The sequence below is a fragment of the Chitinophaga sp. Ak27 genome, from assembly GCF_012726295.1.
Classification (GTDB): domain Bacteria; phylum Bacteroidota; class Bacteroidia; order Chitinophagales; family Chitinophagaceae; genus Chitinophaga.
Genome location: NZ_JABAOB010000006.1, coordinates 392,529 through 415,377, shown reverse-complemented (window position 1 = coordinate 415,377; position 22,849 = coordinate 392,529). Strand labels below are relative to the sequence as shown.

Genomic DNA, 22,849 nt, shown 5'->3' with positions numbered 1-22,849 from the left:
TTTACCTACAAAATTTTCAGGGCCGCCACCTCCAGGTGCGGCCCTTTTTTATTGAGCAACTGTTAGCATCGCTGACCGCTTTCACAAAAAAAAGGTGTATCACAACCGATACACCTTTCTAACTTTATTTTTGATGCCCTCGTTACAGGAACTTCCCGGTATAGCTTTCGGCTACTTTCTTTAACCCGTCTGGAACACCCGCGTACAGCAGGTTGCCACCGCCAGCGCCGCCCTCGGGTCCTAAATCGATTACCCAATCGGCGCTCCTGATCACATCGAGGTTATGTTCGATCACCAGCACCGTATGGCCTTGATCGATTAGCGCATTAAAGGAGTCCAGCAACTTCCTGATATCATGGAAATGCAAGCCAGTAGTAGGCTCATCGAAGATAAAGAGGATATGTCCCTGGGCTTTCCCTTTTCCGAGGAAAGACGCCAGTTTCACACGTTGCGCCTCTCCACCACTGAGCGTATCGCTGCTTTGTCCGAGTTTCACATAGCCCAATCCCACACTGCTCAAAGGCCGTATTTTATTGCATACTTCTTTTTCATCTTTGAAGAAGTCCAGCGCCTCATCTACGCCCATTTCCAGTACTTCATAGATATTTTTCCCTTTATAGGTAACTTCCAGCACTTCGTCTTTAAACCTTTTACCACCGCAGCTTTCGCAGGTAAGGTGTACATCTGCCAGGAACTGCATCTCCACAATTACCTCTCCTTCTCCCTTGCAGGCATCACAACGGCCGCCATCTACGTTAAAAGAAAAATGTTTGGGCTGGAAGCCACGCATCTTACTCAGCTGTTGTTTGGAATACAGATCCCTGATTTCGTCATAGGCTTTGATGTAGGTAACGGGATTGGAGCGCGACGATTTACCAATTGGGTTCTGGTCAATCATTTCCACCTGTGTAATATCATCCATAGCGCCTTTCAGGGCTTTGTGGTTACCCACTCTTTCTGCAAACTCGCCCTTTAGCTTCATCAGCGCGGGGTAGAGAATCTGTTTTACGAGGGTGGTTTTTCCGGAGCCGCTCACACCGCTGATAACGGTGAGTACCTGCAACGGAAAATCAACAGTGATATTTTTCAGGTTATGTTGCCGGGCGCCTTCCACGGTAATGGCTTTTTTCCATTTGCGCACCTTCGCCGGAGGATCGATGGTAAATTGTCCGCTGAGATACTTACCAGTAAGGCTTTTGCCATCTTTCAGGATCTGTGGATAAGTACCTGCGAAAATGACTTCCCCTCCCAGGTGGCTGGCTAGTGGCCCCATATCGATGATATAGTCGGCTTCTTCCATCATCTGTTCATCATGTTCTACTACTACCACCGTATTGCCAAGATCACGCAGTTCTTTCAATACGGCGATAAGGCGATGGGTATCACGTGCATGCAAACCGATACTGGGTTCATCCAGTATGTACATGGAGTTAGTAAGGTTACTGCCCAGCGTGCGCGTCAGTTGGATACGCTGACTTTCGCCACCACTCAGGGTGTTGGCTACCCTGTTGAGCGTAAGATATCCGAGACCTACATCCAGTAAGGTTTTGATACGATGATTTATTTCAATAAGAATACGTTTGGCGATCTGCTGATCATATTCGTTGAGATCGAGTTCATCGAACCATTTTTTCAGGTCTGATACGGGCAAATCCACCAACTCCGCGATATTCCGGTTGCCCACTTTGATGTAGAGGGCTTCTTTGCGCAAACGTCCGCCGCCGCACTCGGGGCATATGGTGCGACCGCGATAGCGGGCTTGCAATACACGGTATTGCACCTTATACAGGTTCTGCTCTACCATCTTAAAGAATTCGTTCAGCCCATAGAAATGTTCGTTGCCGGTCCAGAGCAATTTCACCTGTTCATCCGTTAATTCGGCGATAGGCTTATGTACGGGGAAATTGAATTTACGTGCTACTTTAATGAGCGCATCTTTGTACTCCCCCATTTTCTCACCCCGCCAGGGTGCGATAGCGCCTTCAAAAACGCTCAGCCGCTTGTCGGGTATCACCAGGTCGGCGTCGAGGCCGAGTACCTGCCCGAATCCTTCACAAGTGGGGCAGGCGCCGTAGGGGTTATTAAAAGAAAACAGGTTAGGTACAGGTTCTTCGAACGTAATACCATCCAGCTCAAAGCGGTTGGCAAAGTGCTGGATATCTTTTCCATCTACTTCTACAAAGCAATCACCCTCACTTTCATAAAATGCCGTTTGTACGCTATCGGCTATACGGTGTTTATCATCGTCTTCAAAATCCTTTACCACCAAGCGATCTATCAATACCCAGGCATCAGCGGGTACGGTAATCTTTTTTTGTTCCAGCAGCTCCTCTATCCGTAACAGGCCGTTACCATCGCCACCGGGTACGTATAAACGGGAAAATCCTTTCTGCTGCAGTATGCCCAGTTCCTCCTTGGACTCTCTTTTTGCATGGCGACGGAAAGGCACCAGCAGCAATACTTTACTGCCATTTTTTAGTTTCGTGATAAAGTCTACCACGTCACTTACCTCATGTTTTTTTACCAGTTTTCCGGAGATGGGGGAATAGGTTTTACCCACTCTTCCAAATAAAAGCCGGAGATAATCATAAATTTCCGTCATAGATCCCACAGTAGAGCGGGGAGTACGGGTAATTACTTTCTGTTCGATAGCGATGGCCGGGCAAATTCCCTTGATATAGTCGACATCCGGCTTATTCATTCGCATCAGGAACTGACGGGCATAGGAGCTTAAGCTTTCCGCATACCGGCGCTGGCCTTCGGCATAGAGGGTATCCATGGTCAGGGAGGATTTTCCCGAACCGGACACACCAGTCACTACCACGAGTTTGCTACGGGGGATGGATACGCTTACATTCTTGAGATTGTGTACCCTGGCTCCTTTTATGAAAATATGGTCCTGCGGGCTAACTTCCTGAGGATCAATTGCGCTTGTTTCTTTCTTTACTTTTGTTGCCATGACAGAACAAATTTAAGGGAAAAGATGTTAGTTCAATAGTTAGCTTTTGGGCGGTGCGTCGAATCCGCTCAAAGCCTTTATTTTAGCCTCCCAAAACCTATTTTAATATTATTTGTTTTATTGAACTATTCTGTTATATTTGCATAAGACCAGAGTCTATCTCGCTGGCATTTCAGGCATCAATCTTTAACTAAAAACTGCTCATTATCGCATAAACTCTACTTAATTAAAACAACCAAACTGGCTGTAAAGTCTGTAATTTATTTACTAACCCGCCTAGTTGTAGAAGTTTATGCAAGTAATGTACAAATTGTGCGATGAGCAGTTGATTACCCTCTTTAAAAAGGGACATTCTTCCGCATTAGAAGAGTTGGTGCACCGTCATAAAGACAAGGTGTTCACTTCCATCCTGCTACTGGTAAAAGATTCCTTCCTCGCAGAAGATATCTTCCAGGATACTTTTATTAAAATCATTGATACGATTAGAGCTGAACGTTATACAGAAAAAGGAAAGTTTCTTCCCTGGGCCATGCGTATTGCGCATAACCTCTGTGTAGATCATTTCCGGAAAATTAAGCGTACGCCAATGATCAGAACAGGCGATGACAAAGACATCTTCGATGTATTAGGTTTCAGCGACAGTTGTGCGGAAGACAAGCTAATTACCCGTCAAAGTCATGACCGCGTTCGAAGGATGTTGGATATGCTGCCGGAAGAACAACGGGAAGTGATTATCCTGCGCCACTATGCAGAATTAAGTTTTAAAGAAATAGCAGATCTCACGCAAGTGAGTATTAATACAGCATTGGGTCGGATGCGTTATGGTCTGATCAATCTTCGGAAAATGATGACGGAGAAACAAATCTGTCTATGATGAACCCTTTTTTTTGCTTGCCAGCAACGAGCGGCCGGATGTAATGTCCGACCGCTCGCTATTTTAGGACAGTCCTACGCTTATATTTTTTCGAAGATAATCGCTGCTCCCTGCCCAACGCCCACGCACATGCTAGCCAACCCATATTTAGCCCCAGGTCTGCGTTTCATTTCATGTAACAAAGTAGCTGTAATACGTGCGCCGCTGCAACCCAGTGGATGCCCGATCGCAATGGCGCCCCCATTTACATTTACCAGCTCGGGGTCCAGGCCCAGGTCACGTATACAGGCCAACGATTGCGCTGCAAAGGCTTCATTGAGTTCTACCAGGTGCAATTGATCCACCGTGAGCCCGGCACGTTGCAAGGCCTTATTAGAAGCGGGTACAGGGCCGATACCCATAATGGAAGGATCTACGCCCGCTACCGCTATACTTTTGATCTGTGCCAGCGGCCGGAGGTTAAATTGTTTCAATGCTTTTTCCGACACAATAAGCACCGCGGCAGCGCCATCGTTGATGCCAGAGGAATTGCCTGCCGTAACAGATCCATTTTTAGCAAAAGCAGGGCGCAAAGCAGCCAGCTTCTCCAGGGTAGTAGCCCGCGGATGCTCATCTTCAGCAAACAGTATTTTTTCGTCTTTCCCCTGGATAATTTCTACCGGTATAATTTCCTGTTGCCATCTACCGGCTTCTAATGCCTGCCGGTAAAGGGTTTGGCTACGCAATGCAAAAATATCCTGCTCTTCTCTTCCTATCTTCCACTGGTTAGCCACATTTTCGGCTGTTTCCCCCATCGCATAGGGATGGTACATGTCGGCCAGCTGTGGGTTAGTGAAACGCCAGCCTATCGTGGTATCATACATCTCTGCTTTGCGGCTGAAAGCAGTATCCGACTTGCCCACTACAAAGGGGGCACGGGTCATGCTTTCTACACCTCCGGCCACGTATACATCACCTTCTCCGCACATCACAGCCCGGGCTGCATCCATAATTGCCTGCATACCGGAAGCGCATAAACGATTTACAGTATTACCGGCTACGGTGACCGGTAGCCCTGCCAGTAGTGCCGCCATCCGTGCCACATTCCGGTTATCTTCCCCCGCCTGGTTGGCAGCGCCTGCAATCACATCTTCTATGGCAGCAGGATCCAGGGAACTATTTCTTTTCACTAACGCTTTGATCAGATGCGCCAGCAAATCATCCGGGCGGATGGTGCTCAGTGCGCCACCATAGCGGCCTATGGGAGTACGTACCGCATCTACTATGTAAGCAACTTGCATGTGATTGTTTTGGTTTAACTGCAATATAAAGCATCCCCATTAAATCGCCTCGTCACCTGCAAGCTACCCGTAAAACACCGCCAATTATAATGTTATTCCCGCCTTTTAGTAAATACCATTTGGCCAACTTTTACAGAACCGTAGTTTTGCCCCCGATTATTATTCATCGTTAAAAAACCCCAAGAATGAAGTACTTACGTATCCTATTGTGCTTGGCAGGCCTCTTTCCCGTGATGACCAACGCACAGCAACCTGTCGGAGAAAACGACGCCAATCTCTCGGAATTACTTTACAGGCCTATCAAACCCGTTGCCCCTATTAAGGAAGGCATAGAACCTTCCCGGCAACACCCGGTAGCACCAGGCCGCAACCTGAATGTACAGCGCCTGTCGCCAGCCCCCAAATGGAACATGGTCATTAACAGCAAAACCGCTTTCATTGGCATCGACAATGGTCCTGTTACGGTAAAAAAGCTAAATACACCGGCCTTTTGTACCACCCCTACTGTTACCATTGGTTGCTGCAGCTATAACATCAAAGATGAAGCAGCTAATAAAAACCAGCTATACGCATCTCCTGCAGCCATTTTCAGCACTGAAAACGATGCTCGGACCTACGCGGAAAGCCTTACTCCCAAAGTACCTTTCTTCCTCCCCTTCACTAACAGCAAGGTATATCCCGGGGGCGCCTGGAAGTATGATAATGGCAGTGGCCATGGTTCGGTAGACTTTTCCAAAACATCAGATGCTTACGGCCCCGGTATAGATCCTACTTTTGGCGTATACGCCAGTGCTGCAGGTAAGGTAGTTACCGCCATGTGGGATCCTTTCTTCGGTAATGTGGTGATCATAGAACATATTGCCCAGGACGGCACCTCGTACCGCACTGGCTACTTCCACCTCCGCGGCGGGTTTGATCATGATATAGCTAACGCAAAAGTGATCCCCGTCAGTGATCCCGGTAACCTGGATGCGCGGGATACCAAGTATAAGAAATTCGCGAACCTGCCCAATCCTTCCCAACTGCTTTGGGGCACCAACGATCAAAAACTGAAGGTAAAGGCCGGCGACAAAGTATATGCAGGCCAGCAGATTGCCTGGTCGGGCAATACGGGCTTTGGTGGCGCAGGATGGGGACTTAACCAGGATGGTACGCCCACCAATCCTTATACCGCCAATAACCACCTGCATTTTATGCTATGGATCAAGAGTCCGGGTACCGGGGCCGACTGGATGGAGGTAGATCCCTACGGTGTTTACTCCACTTCCGAGACCAGCAACGCCTCCTGTTATGAAATCGGCGCCACCGGGGCGTTCAACCGTTTCTTTGCCCCTTTCTACCCTTCTTTCCACAATGTGCCGGTGCAGCATATCACCCAGTATTGGGGCTATTATACCGGTATGGGCATGGCTTTGCAAACATTGAGCGTACACAAAGCCGGTAATCAATACCTGGCATCCGGCTCATTCCAATACGGTCTGCCCTCGCAGTGGTATTGCCGTATCAATATGAATTCCACCCAGTATCAACAATACTTTGATGAGTATTATGCCAAAGGCTTTATTCCCCGCCAAATTTCCGTGGCAAACGATGCCGGAGGCAACCCCTTATTTACAGTCATATGGAAACTCCGCGGCAATGAAAACTTTGTAGCAATACACAATGCTACCGATGATGTGTGGAATGCCAAATGGAAAACCTGCGTTGACCAGCAAAAAATGCGGGTTACCGAACATGTGGTATACTATGCGGGGGGCAAACGTTATCATGCCGGGGTATTTGGCAGCAACAACCCTGGAGGATTTTACATGTATTATGGCATGAATACCAATGATTTTACCAAAAAATTCGACGAGCTTAATAAAGCCGGATTGATGACGGTGAACGTCAATGTGGAGGAAAACGGCAGCCAAAACAATGTTGGAGGCCTATGGTGGCCAAGGAATAAGGCCTATTACTCTTACATGAACATGAGCCCGGCCGATTACCAGGCCAAGTTTACCGACTTAACCGCCCAGGGATACCAGCTGTACCGGGTACAGGGGTATGACAATTCTTCCCGGTTTGCGGCCATATGGATGAAATAAATACTATACATAACTGCAGCCATGCCACAGCTGGAAACGGCTGTGGCATGGCCTTTTAGGCTACATTCTGTCAGTATCCCAATATTACGTATCTTTGCCGTTACTTTTCGACTGCCGGAAGGCAGCCAATTGCTCAAACAACGGTCAAATAATGAAGTCTGACAATAAAAATATCCGGCATTTAAGCCTGCCGGCCTTACAGGAATATTTCGGGTCAATAGGTGAAAAACCTTTCCGCGCGAAACAGGTATACGAGTGGCTTTGGCTACGTCATGCCGATAGTTTTGAAGCGATGACCAATCTCTCAAAAGAACTAAGACAAAAACTCACCGAGCATTTCACCCTTCCGGCCATAAAAGTAGATGCCGTACAGCAGAGTAATGACGGCACCATTAAGAGTCGTTTTCGCCTGCACGATAATCACCTGGTGGAAGGTGTACTGATACCTACCGATAGCCGTCAAACGGCCTGTGTATCCTCCCAGGTAGGCTGTAGCCTGAGCTGTAAATTCTGTGCTACCGGCTATATGGACCGTAAGCGCAACCTCGATTTTGATGAAATCTATGATGAAGTAGCGCTCATCAATGAGCAGGCCATGACTTCTTATGGCAAAAAGTTAAGCAATATTGTGTTTATGGGTATGGGCGAACCTTTGCTCAACTATAAGAACGTACTGCAGGCCATTGAGCGGATTACCGCCCCCGACGGACTGGGCATGTCGCCTAAACGTATTACGGTGTCTACTGCGGGTGTAGCCAAAATGATCCGGCAGCTGGGAGATGATAAAGTAAGATTTAACCTGGCTTTATCTTTACACGCAGCAAATGATAAAAAACGCAGCGAAATCATGCCGATCAACGATTCCAACAACCTGAAAGAGTTGATTGCAGCGCTGAACTACTTCTACAAGGCCACTGAAAACGAAATTTCCTTCGAATACATTCTCTTCAAGGATTTTAACGATGCCAAAGAAGATGCCGATGAATTGATTAAAATTTACCGGCAGGTACCGGCCGACCTGGTGAATATTATCGAGTACAACCCAATTGGTATGGCCCGTTTCCAAAAGCCTGATGCCCAAACAGCAGAAGAGTTTATGGAATACCTGGCTAAAAACAAGGTGAATGCAAGGCTGCGCCGTAGTCGTGGTAAAGATATTGATGCTGCCTGCGGACAATTGGCCAACAAAGGCTAACTATTAACATGCATATTCTTATTGGTCATGCATCCATGATCATCAATCAATGATAATTTATGAAGAAAAAACAACCTGCTAAAAAAGGGTTTGGTCCATCCAGGGACAATAAGTTGGGTAAAAGCGACAAACCAGCAGGCAACCGCAACCGCTTTTCCGTTGACGGCGAAAGGCCAGGAAGAGCCTCTGCAAAAGATAGCGGCCATACAGAAGGCAAACCGTCTTTCCGTTCCTCCCGTTTTGAAGGTGGGAAAACCGGGGACGAAAAACCTGCATTCCGCAAACGTACTTTCGATAATAACGAACGCCCTGCCCGTAAACCAGGTTTCTCTGCCGATGGCCGCAAGCCTGGCTTCGGCGCCGGTAACGATAAACCGAAACGCAGCTTTGGTGAAAGAGGAGATGATAAACCCAGGCGCAACTTCGGCGAACGAGGCGACGATAAGCCTAAACGCAATTTTGGAGAAAGAACTGAGGATAAGCCTAAGCGCAGTTTTGGAGAGAGAAGTGAAGATAGACCTAAGCGTAGTTTTGGTGAAAAGAGCGAAGATAAACGTGGCGGCGGCTTCAAGCGCGACGACAGGCCCGCATTTGGTAAACGCACTGGCAGCGAAGACAAACCATTACGTAAACGTACCTACGGCATTACCAAAAAGAACGATGACAGTGCCTTCCATTTTCATGGCGACAGTAAAAAAGGCGGCAAATCTGCAGATAGAGAAACTCCCAGCGGATTTAACCGAAAAAAATTCTTTGATAAAACCAATGAACGTTTTGCCGACAAACAAGACCGGAAAAAACGTATTAAGGTAAGAGATGGTAACCACCCGTCTGATGCAAAACCTGCTACAAAAGACAGCGACGAAAACAAGCAAAGTATCTTTGGCCCCGGCGAAATGCCATTGAACAAATTTGTGGCGCACTGCGGTCTTTGCTCTCGCAGGAAGGCGGTAGACCTGATCAAAGAAGGTAAGGTAACGGTGAATGGCAAAGTAGTTACGGAGCCTGCTACGAAAGTAACCAGCAGCGATCACGTGACGATGCAGGATAAAAAAATTACCCCTACCAAAAACCTGATTTATATCCTGTTGAATAAACCCAAAGGTTATATTACTACTACTGATGATCCCGAAGGCCGCAAAACCGTAATGGACCTGATCCAGGACGCTGCAGAAAATGAAAGAGTGTACCCGGTAGGCCGTTTGGACCGTAACACGTCTGGATTACTGTTACTCACCAATGATGGAGAACTGGCGCAGCGATTGGCACATCCTAAACACAATATCAAAAAGATTTACCAGGTAGAACTGGATAAGCCGCTTACCAAGGGCGACTTTGACAAAATTATTGACGGCGTAACCCTGGAAGATGGTGTAGCTGTTGTAGATGCACTAGGCTATGTTGATCCAAAGGACAAAAAGCAGGTAGGAATTGAGATCCACAGTGGCAAGAACCGTATCGTACGTCGTATTTTTGAACACCTGGAATATACCGTTGAAAAATTGGATCGGGTAATGTATGCAGGACTGACCAAAAAAACGTTGAACCGGGGTCAATGGCGCTTTCTCACAGAGAAAGAGGTTATCCTGTTGAAACATTTTAAAAAATAACTGCCAAATAGCCTGATGCGATTAGTAGATCATATTATACTGGAAACACCTGATTTTGTTATCGTGAACAAGCCTGCCGGTATGCTCACGCTACCAGACCGTCATGACAATGAGTTAAGCTCATTAATTGCCATCATGAAGAAAGCGTATGGTGAAGTATTCACCGTACATCGGCTGGACCGCGAAACCAGCGGTATTATCCTCTTTGCCCGCAATGAAGCTGCTCACAAATATTTCTCCCAGCTGTTTGAAAGCCGGGACGTGAAAAAATTCTACCTGGGCCTGGTTAGCGGTCAGCTTACCACTAAACAGGGGAATGTGAGTGAGGGTATCATGGAACATCCCGTGCAAAAGGGAAAGATGGTGACCAACCGTAAGGGTAAGCCTTCTTCAACCGACTATGAAGTACTGGAAGAATTTGGTTTGTACAGCCTGGTCAGGATGCAGATTCATACGGGGCGTACACATCAGATCAGGGTACACATGAAGTTTCTGGGTCATCCGATTGCGGTAGACGAGTTTTATGGCAGCGCGCAGCCCATACTTTTGTCGGCCATCAAGAAGAAATTTAAGCTGGGTAAACATACGGAAGAAGAGCGTCCGTTATTGAGCCGGTTAGCGTTGCATGCGTCGATGCTGGTGTTTAAGGATCAATACGGAAAGGAATATACTATAGAGGCGCCACTGCCTAAAGATATGAGTGCCCTGCTGACGCAATTGCGGAAGCATCGGGGCAAGCAGCCTGCCATTGGGGAAGGGCTGTCTGCCGAATAGGGACTGTTATAAAGAATGTTGTTTTGTTTGATTTTTAGGGATTAGGGGAAACGGAAGCAGGAAGCTGTTTTTGTTTTCCCTAATCTTTTTTAATGCCGGCTCCTGGGAGTCCTATCTATATGGGGAGATGGTTAACAGGCATCAAAAGGGTATAAAAAAAACGGGGAGAAATCCCCGTTTCGTAAAAATCAAAAACCAACCATTAAAAAATCTTTATAAGTAAAGCCTTTCGCCGGCTACTTCGTCATTATTTGTTGGGCTGAGGTGTTGTTCTCAGGTAAGGCTTGATAATTTTGTGGCCTTTCGGAAAACGGGCAGGAATATCTGCCGTGGGCACCGCTGCGGTAACGATCACATCTTCTCCATCTTTCCAGTCGGCTGGTGTAGCTACGCTATATTTAGCAGTAAGCTGCAGGGAATCCAGCACGCGCAGCACTTCATGGAAGTTTCTGCCGGTAGAGGCCGGATAAGTGATGATCAGTTTCACTTTTTTGTCCGGTCCAATGATAAACAAGGATCTAACGGTAAACGTTTCAGAGGCGTTTGGGTGAATCATGTCATACAAATTCGCTACTGTCTTGTTTTCATCTGCAATAATAGGAAAAGTTACGTCACACTGTTGTGTTTCGTTAATATCATTTATCCAGCTCAGGTGTTTATCCAACGGATCTACACTGACAGCCAGCACTTTAGTATTACGTTTCGCGAACTCATCTTTCAGAAGGGCAGTTTTACCAAGCTCGGTAGTACATACCGGGGTAAAGTCTGCCGGGTGAGAAAATAAGATTCCCCATCCATCACCAAGAAATTCATAAAAATCTATCTCTCCTAAAGTGGTATTAGCCTTAAAGTTTGGAGCAACATCGCCCAGTCTTAAACTCATAGTTCTGCGATTTTATTGACCAAAAATAACCTTTTCCTACAAAATTTATAGACTTCTAGGGATTTTTTTCTCAGTTTTGCCGTTTTTTTTTCCGGCGGAAGGGGAATTGGGGCTAACAAACAATGTTTAACAGGGTTCAATCAACGGATAGAAGGGGTACATACAACAGCTGAAAGGGGTTATTCAACAGATAAAAATATGGCTAACAGGGGTTTAAATATTTGAGGTATGTAGCTGCCAGGCATAATAAGCCATGCTGAACTTATAGTCATTTTCCAGACCGGCCTTCATTCTGGCAGCTTCATCCCCGAGTTCAATCTCAATAAATCCAAGGTATAGGTTATAGGCATCATGAAGTAATTGGATACAATACTCCATTTTCTCGTTATCTTCTCCCTGCAGGCGGGCAGCGGGTGGTAAGGTGGGCGGTACCGGCACTATGGGCATTTGTATCACCCGTTCTATATAATAGCACTCTTCATCCGCATAAGCTTCCCAGTTATCGTCCTGCTGCAGGCATGGACGGCGCATATAAAAAATAAGATTGTCAAAAACTACGGCGGTTCCCAATTCGGCCTCCAGGTCAATAATATCCGGGATACGACGCATATCTTCCAGTTTTTTCACAATGGTCATCTGTACCGCATCGTGTTTATCCTGGCCGAAACGCAGCATGGTATTCATGACTTCATAGGTAGTTACAAAATCACAGGGATACCACACATCATCCTGTAGCACCTGGCCCCAGAGTGTCAGGTAATTGGAATCATCCATGATGATTTGCCCAATTGAAATTGCCTGCATTTGTGTAATGGCTGTAGTTGTATTTACTTGATTCATAACCATTCCGTTTTGATAACAATACAAATCTAGCAGGGCTGCACGCATGGAATTTGCGTAGTGATCTTTTCGCTATATTTTTTTTATCCTTATTTGCAAAAGCAGGAATTGCTTATTTTTATTATCTAAATTTTATCTATTGCCAAAGAACAAAGATGCGGTGTCGCGCTACCGTTGGATCGATGAGCGACTGCGCAGCAAACAGAAACCCAAACCTACCCTGGACAACCTGATTGAATATGTATCTGATAAAATGGGAACGGGTATCTCCGTCCGTACCATACAGAAAGATTTACAGGACATGCGACAGGACCCGGAATTAAACTACATGGCGCCTATCGTATACGACCGCAGCAGTGGCACCTATCGGTACGCAGATGAAAGTTTTTCCATCAGTAATTCCCCTATAGAAGAAGCAGATCTCCAGGGGCTGGAAATCGCTATTGGGATATTGGAACAATTCCGCAGTTTGCCTGTAGTACAACAATTTGAAGACGCTATCCTCAAAATAGCCGCCAGCCTGAAAATGAACCGGGAAGCGCTGCAACATAAAGGGTTGATTAAATTTGCCCGCGCCTCTCAATACAAAGGCGCTGAACATATTCCTGAAATTGTAGATGCCATTAAAAACCTGGAAGTGATCCGGATTGCCTACCAGAGCTTTGAACGCGACGAACCCAAGGAACACTGGGTAGAGCCCTATCACCTGCGGGAATATCAACACCGCTTTTATCTGATCGGCAAAAGCCAGCAGACCCGTGGCGGCGCTGTTATTACCTTTGCGTTGGACAGAATTGTGAAACTCTGGCCTACCATGAAACATTTTGATGAAAAGAATTTTGATGATGCCAGCTATTTTAAGCATGCTGTTGGCATCACTGTACATGATGGGGAACCCGAACATGTTTTGCTGAGCTTTGCTCCTAAACAGGGCAAGTATGTTAAATCACAGCCCATACACGCTTCCCAGGAAGTAGTGGAAGATAATGACCAGGAATGTCGTATATCCCTTAACGTTGTCATCAACCCTGAGCTCACCATGACCTTGCTCAGCTATGGCGCCCAGGTAAAAGTGTTGCAGCCAGCTCACCTGGCACAAAAAATGGCCGAAGAGGCAAAAGCCATGGCCAAATTGTATAAATAATATTTGTACATAGAAGGTATACGCTGGCGGGCCTGTCAATCTACATTCCACCAGCGTATATCCGTTATCCTTATTGTGGTTTAGCAAACAGCGTATCTACCACCGGTGTATTCACATCTACTTTCGACACATTTATTTTAACATCGCCCGGTGTTTGCGTAGTAGTAGCCGCATAGGCATAGCCTTCCGGCGTTTTCTTGTAATCAGACATCATCAATACCAGCTCCAGCGACTGCCCCTTGATGTTAATATTATTCACTGTTTTTACAATCAGGAAAGTATTAGCATCTATATAAACATCCCCTGTAGCGCCGTTCTCCCCGGTCACTTTCAGCTTATAGGCCGGTGTGCCATTCACATCTTCCTTACCTGCTAACGCTATCCTTTTTCCTTTGTTTTTATAATCATACAGCTCTCCTCTCAGATCCAGCTGCGCTTGCATGATTTTTAGGGTAGCACTATCCATATCCTGGGGCGCTGTTTGCATCATCACCGGCATCAGGCTCCAACCGGTAGACCGGGTTACTACCTGTACATTGTTGCTTCCCATTACATTGAATTCCAGTCGCATGCCTTCATTCTGCTTTACCCATTTTTTGATCGGCACAGACTGCCCCTGCACTTCCATATTTCCCTCTACATATTGGGTTTTCAGGTCTTTTAATTTTGCTTCCCCGCCCATTGCAGCAGTATTCTTTGCAATAATTTCATCCGCAGTCTGGGCGTAAGTGCTGATTCCTGTTATCAAAAAGGCAGCCAGCAGCGCGTAAGATTTAATCCTTGTCATAAATACGTTTTTGATATTCGTTTCTTTGGTAACTAAAGATAACCAAAAAACATCTCCCCAAACATTTTACCAAAAAATACGCCAGGACCGAAAATGCCGCCTATTCCTTAGCTTTACGGCATGAATACATTCCAGATATCGGGCAACCTGGTGGATATCCTGCAAGCCGAAATTTACCCTGCTACCTTGCATATAGAAAACGGCCGCATAGCCAGGATTACACGCGATAGCCAATCTTACTCCAGCTACCTGCTGCCGGGCTTTACAGACGCGCATGTACATGTGGAAAGCGCGATGCTCATTCCTTCCGAATTTGCGCGGATGGCCGTTGTCCACGGCACCATTGCCACGGTTAGCGATCCGCATGAAATAGCCAATGTGATGGGCGTTGCCGGCGTTAACTATATGCTGGAAAACGGCAAACAGGTTCCCTTCCGGTTCAACTTTGGCGCCCCTTCCTGTGTGCCTGCCACCACTTTTGAAACTGCGGGCGCCACCATTACAGTGGCCGATATTGAAGCCCTGCTGGAAAGATCCGATATCAGGTATCTCACGGAAATGATGAATTTCCCGGGCGTACTGCATAAAGACCCGGAAGTGATGGCCAAAATTGCCGCTGCAAAAAAAGCGGGTAAACCTGTCGACGGCCATGCACCGGGACTTAGAGGCGACGCCGCCCGCGACTATATTGCCGCAGGCATCAGCACTGACCACGAATGTTTTACTATTGAAGAAGCGTTAGATAAACTGAAGTACGGCATGCATATCCTTATCCGGGAAGGAAGTGCTGCCAAAAATTTTGAGGCATTATATCCATTACTGAATAACTATACCGACCATATTATGTTTTGCAGTGATGATAAACATCCTGATAACCTGGAGGAAGGGCATATTAACCTGCTGGTAAAGAGAGCGCTGGCACATGGTATAGACCTCTTTAAAGTATTACGTGCTGCGTGCATCAACCCGGTAGTACATTACAAGCTGGATAACGGCCTGCTGAAGGAAAATGATCCGGCCGATTTTATCGTGGTAGATAACCTGGAAGACTTCAACATACTGGCCACTTATATTGATGGGATGAAAGTAGCAGAAAATGGACGTACGCTCATACCCAGCATTGCCTCGGCCCCTGTAAACAATTTCATATGTAATCCTGTAAAGGCGACCGACTTTTGTATTCCGGCCAATAGCGCCGAAGTAAGCGCCAAAGTGATAGCAGCGCTCGATGGTCAGCTGATTACTAATGCGCTACAGGAAATACTCCCGGTAGCTGAAGGGAACGTACAAAACAGTATACCGAAAGATGTGCTGAAACTGGCCGTCGTAAACCGTTACCGGCCGGCAGCTCCCGCAATGGCATTTATCCATGGGTTTGGATTGCAGCGTGGCGCCATTGCCTCTTCGGTAGCGCACGACAGTCATAATATCATTGCTGTAGGTACCGACGACGAAAGCCTCGCGGCTGCTATCAACGCAGTAATAGCCGAGCGAGGCGGTATCAGCGTGGTAAATGGCGCCGATACCGCTGTATTGCCCCTGCCAGTAGCAGGTTTGATGAGTAACCTCGACGGCTATACGGTAGCTGCACAATACAGCGCCCTCGATAAAGCAGCCAAAGCCCTGGGATCCCGGCTGGCATCACCATTCATGACATTATCCTTCATGGCATTATTGGTTATTCCTCATTTGAAACTAAGCGATCTTGGCTTGTTTGATGGAGATAAATTCCAGCTCCTCGACAACAATTTTTAATATATTGCTTACCGGCTCGTCCAGAGTGCTCCATTGATAGAGTCTCTTGATGCGCCGGTAACCCCGCTTAAGACATTATCTTCCTGTCTCCAGCGCAAAGTGCCTATCAACGCCATAATCAAGGCTTCTTTAAAATTAACAGTCAGTGCATCGGGCACTTCTACGGTAACTCCTAATGGCTCCAGCTGTTGTTGTATGGTATTTACCAGGAAGGTATTGAATGCGCCGCCGCCGGTAACAAGCATTTTACCAGGTCCTTCCGGCATGTTTTCTTTCAATGCTTTTACGGCCTGCGCTACCTGTGCTGCAATATGTTCTACATAGGTGCGCAACTTACCTTGTACTGAAATACGCAAAGGCGCTATCATAGGCAGGATAGTATCGGTACCGAAGTCGTTGGCGAGCGACTTAGGCCATGAAGCAGCGTAATAAGGCAGGCTGTTCAGCTGATTCAACAACACTACATCTGCAACGCCACCGGCCGCCAGGGCGCCTCCGTCGTCGTAAGGCTTATTCAGCGCCGCTGCCAGGGAGTTCAGCACACGGTTGGCAGGACAAATATCAAATGCTACAAATTGATCCGGCAACTGGGCTGAAACATTAGCAATGCCTCCCAGGTTCAACCAGTATTGATATCCCGGCAATAGGTATTTTTCACCAATAGGCACAATAGGCGCTCCCTGACCACCCAATGCCACATCTACTGCCCGCAGATCCGTAATCACCGGTAATCCCGTTACTGCAGTAATAGCCGCTCCATCGCCCAGTTGGGCCGTTGTTTTAGCAGAAGGTATATGAAAAGTGGTATGACCATGTGAGGCAATAAAATGTACTTTATGATCCAGCTGGTTCTTTTCTATGAAAGACAGGATACGGTGTCCGGTATAATGCCCATAGGCCGTATGCAGCAGCAGGTAGTCCCGGGCTGATAAGGTGGTGGCCCCGGCCAGTTTCTCCACCCATTCCGGCTCATAAGGCAGGCTTTCGGAGGCTTTAATAGCATAGGTCCATTGTCCGCGTATTTCGGTCAGTTCTGCAAAAACTATATCCAGTCCGTCTAATGAGCTACCAGACATGGTGCCAATCACATTATATACCATCTCAAAAAATTTCAGCAAAGGTAGTTTTAAAATATTTTTTTTCCTGATTTATGGAAACGGCCACATGGATGCCATCCTATTGGCAGAAAACAATATCGCCATGAAAAAATATCTTGCTCTGCTATTACTCCACTGCCTAGTAGCGCTCACCGTATCCGCCCGGCAGCCTCGCACTATCACTGGTACCGTAAAAGAAAGCGCAGGTAATCAGCCTGTAGCCAATGCTGTAGTCCGGATAAAAAATACAGATGTGATGACAGCTTCTGATGCCAAAGGGCATTTTAGCCTGAAAGTCCCTGTGGGAAAAGTTACGCTGGAAATCAGCGCCACTAATTACAAAGTAGTAACACTCACTGTAAGCGACAAACAGACCGCTGTCAATGTTACCCTCCATCTGCTGCAACGGCTAGCGAAAGACAGGAGCCGGTATATAATGCAGGATGCGGTCATCTGTGGAGAGCCGCCAGCACCGCCCCCGGCGCCTACCGTTAAATTTACTGCTCCCAAACGTAATATGGTGGCTGCGCAGAATTATGAGATGGTGATATCGGGTGTAGCCGCCGGTAGTGCCCGCGTTTCATATCCATCTTCCAACACAGAAGCTTACAGCCCTATCAACGAAAATATCTTCCATGCGGTAACAGATCAGCCATTGAGCACCTTCAGTATAGATGTGGACCGGGCTTCTTACAGCAATTTGCGCCGTTTCCTTAACAACGGCGAAATGCCACCACCGGATGCGGTCAGAGTAGAAGAAATGATCAATTACTTCGATTACGGCTACAAAGCTCCTACCGGCAAAGACCCGGTGGCCATTTACACCGATATGGCCATCTGTCCCTGGAATACCGGTCACCAGCTGGTGCGCGTGGCCCTGAAAAGCAAACAGGTAGATACTAAAGATCTTCCTCCCACCAACCTTGTGTTCCTGCTGGATGTTTCGGGATCTATGGATGAAGAAAATAAGCTTCCATTGGTTAAAAAAGCCTTCCGGGTATTGACAGAACAATTACGCCCGCAGGACAAAGTAGCCATTGTGGTATATGCAGGCGCTGCCGGCGTGGTATTGCCGCCTACCAGCGGCAACAACAAGCAACGTATACTGTCGGCCCTCGATGAACTACAGGCTGGCGGCTCTACTGCCGGTGGCGCCGGCATACAACTAGCCTATGACATTGCAGGGAAGCTTCGCAAAGAAAACAGCAATACCCGGGTAATATTGGCTACAGACGGCGATTTCAACGTGGGTATCTCCAGTGAGGGAGCATTGACCCGCCTGATAGAAAATGAAAGGCAGAAAGGAATCTTCTTGTCTGTACTCGGTTTTGGCATGGGTAATTTAAAAGATAACACCATGGAACTGCTGGCCGACAAAGGCAACGGCAACTATGCATATATTGATAATTTCGAGGAAGCCCGCAGAACGTTTGTAACCGAGTTTGGAGGTACCCTGTTTACCGTGGCCAAAGACGTAAAACTGCAGGTTGAATTCAATCCCAGCTTCGTGCAGGCTTACCGGTTAGTAGGTTATGAAAACAGGATATTGCAGAACGAAGATTTTAACAACGATAAGAAAGATGCCGGCGATATGGGCGTGGGGCACACCGTGACCGCACTGTATGAGCTGATACCTACCGGTAAGAAAGGGGAAAACGTGAACTGGGTAGATCCGTTGAAATACCAGCAAGGTAAGATAGTAGGTAACCAGAAAGAGGTGTTGACCGTAAAATTACGCTACAAAGAGCCTACTGCAGAAAAGAGCCAGTTAATGGAAAAGGTGCTGCCTTATGATAACCAGGAAATTGGCGCTGCACCGGAAGACTTCCGGATGGCTAGCGCAGTAGCCGCTTTTGGCCAGTTGCTGAGGCGTTCTGCCTTTGCAGGTACGGCTACCTACGACCAGGTGTTGTCGTGGGCGGGCACCGCGCGGGGAGAGGACAAAGAAGGATACCGGGCTGAATTTATACAGCTGGTAAAGAAAGCCAAATTACTGGACAAGGACGAGCAAGAGTAGTTCACTATTTTTCGGTAATTTGCGGCCTCAAAGGGATTGCTCATGATTATCAATTTAAGTGAAACCAATTCGTTGGTTGGAGAATGGTTAAGCGAGATCAGGAATGTGGAGGTTCAAACAGACCGTATGCGCTTCCGGCGTAATTTGGAGCGACTAGGGGAAGTGGCGGCTTATGAGATCAGTAAAACGCTGGATTACGAAGACAAGGAGGTGACTACCCCAATGGGTATTGCTACCTGTCGAATACTGAAGGCGCAGCCGGTACTGGCCACTATTTTACGCGCAGGCTTGGCCCTGCATCAGGGATTACTGCATTATTTCGACAAGGCAGATCATGCGTTTATCTCAGCTTACCGTAAACATAACCACGATGGCTCTTTTGATATCAGCCTGGAATATGTTAGTACCCCATCTATCGACGGGCAGGTGCTAATTCTTTCAGATCCCATGCTGGCTACCGGCGCCTCGCTGGTAAAAACCATCGAGCACCTGGAAGCCATTGGGAAACCCAGTCATATTCACCTGGTGGTGGCTATTGCCTGTACTGTGGGGATAGAATATGTGCTGCGTAATACGAACGCTAATCTGACCATCTGGGCAGGTGATATTGACGATGAACTGACCGCCAAGGGGTATATCGTACCAGGTCTTGGAGATGCAGGCGATCTGGCCTTCGGAAATAAATTGCAACAATAGTCACAATAAAATCGTTTTGCGAATAGCAGTTTTGTATCTTTAATGGGTACTGCTGCTATTCGCTTTTTTATGTCAGCGGCTTTTTATACATGAATTTAATTTGCGATATGAACTAATTAATGTACCTTCACCGACATTGCATAACTACCCTATGCTTTAAGCTTTACTACTATGAAAAGAGCTTTACTATTCTTGACCATATTACTTTATTTTAATCCTTTAAGGGCGCAAGATCCGCACTTTTCGCAATTTTTTGCCTCACCGCTTACGCTTAACCCAGCATTTACCGGCTTATTTTCAGGAGATTACCGCTTATCCGGCAACTACCGGTCCCAATGGAGCAGTATTGCCTCTCCTTTCATTACCGGGACAGCTGCCATTGATTTCGGGATACTTAAGAACGTTATTTCCTATACAGATATCTGGGGCGTTGGGCTCCAGGCCATGTATGACAGAAGCGGTGGCGGGGCATTAACTTCTACTTATCTTTCGTTCAGCACAGCCTATCATAAGGGCCTGGATCCAGAAGGTAATCATACCCTTGCCATAGGTTTGCAGGGAACGCTAGTGCAGAAAAGGATTGATAATACTAAATTACAATTTGAGAATCAAATAGATAACAACGGTTATAACCCGTCTATTCCAAGTAATGAAACGCTGGTAAATCCGAAAATTTCCTATTTCGATCCCAACGTGGGGATCCTGTACAACGGTTTAATCGGGGAATCGTCCAATATTTACCTGGGCGCCTCCTATTATCATATTACCCAGCCTACCGAGTCGTTCATGAACCTGACCCAGAACCGGCTCAGCTATCGCTGGACCGTGCATGGCGGGGGGTCTGTACCGGTAAACGGGAAAGACCGCTTTCATACCAGTATTCTGTACATGAAACAAAGCACAGCTACTGAATTTACGTTTGGCGGCGCTTATGGCTTCTCCCTCAGCGATGTGGATGATCAGCCTACTACTTTTTACGTAGGTAGCTGGTACCGTCTTAAAGACGCCGTTATTCCCTATGTGGGCCTGGAATACAAGGGTTTCCAGCTGGGGCTCACTTATGATACCAACGTTTCTACCCTGAAACCAGCCTCCAATTACAGGGGAGGCTTCGAGATTTCACTGATCTATATTCACACCAGGAACGAAAATAACAAGTATAAGACGCTTTGTCCGCGCTTCTAAGAGCCGGAAGCGCAAAGCAAAAAGCTATTATGGAGAATGACTGCTGCGATATTGTTAAATATTCGCCAATATCATTCTCCATAATAGCTTTTTGCTTTGTGCCTGCAGCTTTATGCTCACATTTAAAATATTTTTGCCTTAGTTTCGTTGCTCTTTCATAAAACATTTAGTTACACTAAAAAATTCAGGCGTTGTTTTCATTCAGAGAAGTACTGTCGGCTGTTCAATCATATGGAAAGGCCCACCAGTTTATCATGCAGCATAAATTATGGAAATGGATACTGATACCGGGCATTATTTACTGCTTGCTTTTTTTTACGGGGTTTTACTTTGTATGGGGATATTCCGGGGATTTTGTAGAGTACCTGACCAAATTGCTGCATATCACCGAGTGGGTACAGGACCTGGAAAGCAGTTGGATTAGTTTTCTTTTTATCCTCGTAGCTTTTTCTGTGAGGATAGTCTTTGTATTCTGGTATTTCTCTTACTTCAAATACTTGTTTTTGATAGTGGCCTCACCGGTATTCTCTTATTTATCAGAAAAAACAGAGGCCATCCTGGAATACAAAGAGTTTCCATTCAGCTGGTCACAGCTGGGCCAGGATATCATCCGGGGCGTTAAGATGTCGTGCCGTAACATCGTTTACCAAACTGCTGCGATCCTGGTATTGCTGCTGGTATCTTTTATTCCGGTTGTAGGCTGGTTGATCCCCATGATCAGTTTTTTTGTAGAGAGCTATTTTTACGGCTTTGCCATGATGGATTATAGTTGTGAAAGACATCGCTTAAATATGTCACAAAGCATTGCATTTATACGCCAGCACAGGGGCATGGCCATTGGTAATGGCATGGTGTTTTACCTGTTTATGCTGATCCCGGTGGTGGGCTGGATGCTGGCGCCGTCGTACGCTGTAATTGCCGCCACTATTGACTTACAAAATAAAAAACTGCGATAAATGAATACTCCTGGCAATGTGTACCTTGTTCCTACCGTGTTGAGTCCTGATGCCTTATTCAGCATCCCGGCCTATGTAACAGTGATTGTACAGCGGCTATCGGTTTTTTATGTAGAAAATGAACGTACTGCCCGGCGCTATTTAAAAGCGCTCGACAGAAATATTAATATAGATGCCCTCCAACTGCTGATCATGAATGAAAATCAGCCACCAGATGTAACCATTGGCCGGAAATTACTGTTGGAAGGTAAAGATATCGGGATACTAAGTGAGGCGGGATGCCCTGCCATTGCGGATCCCGGACACCTGGTAGTGCAAATGGCCCACAGCATCGATGCCCGGATCATCCCGATGATCGGGCCCAACTCTATGCTGCTGGCGCTAATGGCCTCCGGTATGAATGGGCAAAACTTTCAGTTTGTAGGCTACCTGCCTGTTAAGGGTCCTGAGAGAATCAAAACCATCCGGGAGCTGGAAACCACCTCTGAACGGAAGCAACAAACCCAACTCTTTATTGAAGCGCCTTACCGTAATAACCAGCTGTTGAAGGATATAGTAGATAACTGTAAAGACGGGACCCGCGTATGCGTGGCGGCGGATATTACCGCACCTACAGAATACATCAAGACCAAGACCGTGAAAGAATGGAAAAAACAATTACCAGATCTCCATAAAAGACCTGCTATATTCCTTATACAGGCGGGATAGGG

Annotated in this window: 18 protein-coding genes; 12 read left to right on the top strand and 6 right to left on the bottom strand. The window is 46.7% G+C overall.

Annotation, left to right across the window (positions count from 1 at the left end; genetic code table 11):
• Nucleotides 1-142 precede the first annotated feature (142 nt).
• On the bottom strand, nucleotides 143-2,959 hold the full coding sequence (uvrA, locus tag HGH90_RS21440; RefSeq protein WP_168767001.1) for an excinuclease ABC subunit UvrA: 2,817 nt from the start codon (nucleotides 2,957-2,959) through the stop codon (nucleotides 143-145).
• Between the two features lie 292 nt (nucleotides 2,960-3,251).
• Between uvrA and HGH90_RS21435 the strand changes: the two genes are divergently transcribed.
• Nucleotides 3,252-3,833 (top strand): RNA polymerase sigma factor, encoded by a 582-nt coding sequence (locus HGH90_RS21435; RefSeq protein ID WP_246121028.1) that lies wholly within the window; start codon nucleotides 3,252-3,254, stop codon nucleotides 3,831-3,833.
• A gap of 80 nt (nucleotides 3,834-3,913) precedes the next feature.
• Here the strand turns inward: HGH90_RS21435 and HGH90_RS21430 are convergent, their stop codons facing one another.
• Nucleotides 3,914-5,113 (bottom strand): thiolase family protein, encoded by a 1,200-nt coding sequence (locus HGH90_RS21430; protein ID WP_169191865.1) that lies wholly within the window; start codon nucleotides 5,111-5,113, stop codon nucleotides 3,914-3,916.
• Nucleotides 5,114-5,298: 185 nt separating this feature from the next.
• Between HGH90_RS21430 and HGH90_RS21425 the strand changes: the two genes are divergently transcribed.
• The 4 genes from HGH90_RS21425 (at nucleotide 5,299) to HGH90_RS21410 (ending at nucleotide 10,779) form a co-directional block, all read left to right on the top strand.
• A complete protein-coding gene (locus HGH90_RS21425) occupies nucleotides 5,299-7,200 on the top strand; it encodes a hypothetical protein (protein WP_169191864.1) in 1,902 nt (633 codons plus the stop codon).
• Nucleotides 7,201-7,351: 151 nt separating this feature from the next.
• On the top strand, nucleotides 7,352-8,395 hold the full coding sequence (gene rlmN / locus HGH90_RS21420) for a 23S rRNA (adenine(2503)-C(2))-methyltransferase RlmN (protein WP_145660699.1): 1,044 nt from the start codon (nucleotides 7,352-7,354) through the stop codon (nucleotides 8,393-8,395).
• A 59-nt stretch (nucleotides 8,396-8,454) separates the two neighbouring features.
• Nucleotides 8,455-10,005 carry a pseudouridine synthase gene (locus tag HGH90_RS31820; RefSeq protein WP_168766998.1) on the top strand — a complete coding sequence of 517 codons (1,551 nt, stop codon included), beginning with the start codon at nucleotides 8,455-8,457 and terminating at the stop codon, nucleotides 10,003-10,005.
• A 15-nt stretch (nucleotides 10,006-10,020) separates the two neighbouring features.
• On the top strand, nucleotides 10,021-10,779 hold the full coding sequence (locus HGH90_RS21410) for an RluA family pseudouridine synthase (protein ID WP_168766997.1): 759 nt from the start codon (nucleotides 10,021-10,023) through the stop codon (nucleotides 10,777-10,779).
• A 247-nt stretch (nucleotides 10,780-11,026) separates the two neighbouring features.
• Here the strand turns inward: HGH90_RS21410 and HGH90_RS21405 are convergent, their stop codons facing one another.
• Together HGH90_RS21405 and HGH90_RS21400 are read right to left on the bottom strand one after the other, a co-directional pair.
• Nucleotides 11,027-11,662 carry a peroxiredoxin gene (locus tag HGH90_RS21405; RefSeq protein WP_145660707.1) on the bottom strand — a complete coding sequence of 212 codons (636 nt, stop codon included), beginning with the start codon at nucleotides 11,660-11,662 and terminating at the stop codon, nucleotides 11,027-11,029.
• Nucleotides 11,663-11,875: 213 nt separating this feature from the next.
• Nucleotides 11,876-12,502 (bottom strand): hypothetical protein, encoded by a 627-nt coding sequence (locus HGH90_RS21400; protein ID WP_169191863.1) that lies wholly within the window; start codon nucleotides 12,500-12,502, stop codon nucleotides 11,876-11,878.
• Nucleotides 12,503-12,641: 139 nt separating this feature from the next.
• Here HGH90_RS21400 and HGH90_RS21395 point away from each other — a divergent pair, with 139 nt between their 5' ends.
• On the top strand, nucleotides 12,642-13,646 hold the full coding sequence (locus tag HGH90_RS21395; RefSeq protein WP_168766995.1) for a helix-turn-helix transcriptional regulator: 1,005 nt from the start codon (nucleotides 12,642-12,644) through the stop codon (nucleotides 13,644-13,646).
• Between the two features lie 70 nt (nucleotides 13,647-13,716).
• Here HGH90_RS21395 and HGH90_RS21390 read toward each other — a convergent pair whose 3' ends face one another.
• Nucleotides 13,717-14,433, bottom strand: a complete 717-nt coding sequence (locus HGH90_RS21390; RefSeq protein ID WP_169191862.1) for an outer membrane lipoprotein-sorting protein — start codon at nucleotides 14,431-14,433, stop codon at nucleotides 13,717-13,719.
• Between the two features lie 120 nt (nucleotides 14,434-14,553).
• On the opposite strand from HGH90_RS21390, the gene ade reads away from it, so the two are divergent.
• Nucleotides 14,554-16,188: an adenine deaminase gene (gene ade / locus HGH90_RS21385; RefSeq protein WP_168766993.1), complete on the top strand. Its 1,635-nt coding sequence runs from the start codon at nucleotides 14,554-14,556 to the stop codon at nucleotides 16,186-16,188.
• Between the two features lie 8 nt (nucleotides 16,189-16,196).
• On the opposite strand, the gene HGH90_RS21380 is transcribed toward ade, so the two are convergent.
• Complete coding sequence (locus tag HGH90_RS21380; protein ID WP_247680028.1) at nucleotides 16,197-17,306, bottom strand: anhydro-N-acetylmuramic acid kinase; 1,110 nt, start codon at nucleotides 17,304-17,306, stop codon at nucleotides 16,197-16,199.
• Between the two features lie 82 nt (nucleotides 17,307-17,388).
• Here HGH90_RS21380 and HGH90_RS21375 point away from each other — a divergent pair, with 82 nt between their 5' ends.
• The 5 genes from HGH90_RS21375 to HGH90_RS21355 all read left to right on the top strand — a co-directional run bounded on the left by HGH90_RS21375 (nucleotide 17,389) and on the right by HGH90_RS21355 (nucleotide 22,847).
• Nucleotides 17,389-19,302: a YfbK domain-containing protein gene (locus tag HGH90_RS21375; RefSeq protein ID WP_169191861.1), complete on the top strand. Its 1,914-nt coding sequence runs from the start codon at nucleotides 17,389-17,391 to the stop codon at nucleotides 19,300-19,302.
• Nucleotides 19,303-19,344: 42 nt separating this feature from the next.
• Nucleotides 19,345-19,998 (top strand): uracil phosphoribosyltransferase, encoded by a 654-nt coding sequence (gene upp / locus HGH90_RS21370; protein WP_168766991.1) that lies wholly within the window; start codon nucleotides 19,345-19,347, stop codon nucleotides 19,996-19,998.
• 171 nt (nucleotides 19,999-20,169) lie between these two features.
• Entirely contained in the window at nucleotides 20,170-21,183 is a 1,014-nt protein-coding gene (locus HGH90_RS21365) for a PorP/SprF family type IX secretion system membrane protein (RefSeq protein WP_168766990.1), read from the top strand.
• A gap of 191 nt (nucleotides 21,184-21,374) precedes the next feature.
• Nucleotides 21,375-22,139 (top strand): EI24 domain-containing protein, encoded by a 765-nt coding sequence (locus HGH90_RS21360; RefSeq protein ID WP_168766989.1) that lies wholly within the window; start codon nucleotides 21,375-21,377, stop codon nucleotides 22,137-22,139.
• On the top strand, nucleotides 22,140-22,847 hold the full coding sequence (locus tag HGH90_RS21355) for an SAM-dependent methyltransferase (protein WP_168766988.1): 708 nt from the start codon (nucleotides 22,140-22,142) through the stop codon (nucleotides 22,845-22,847).
• Nucleotides 22,848-22,849: the final 2 nt, after the last annotated feature.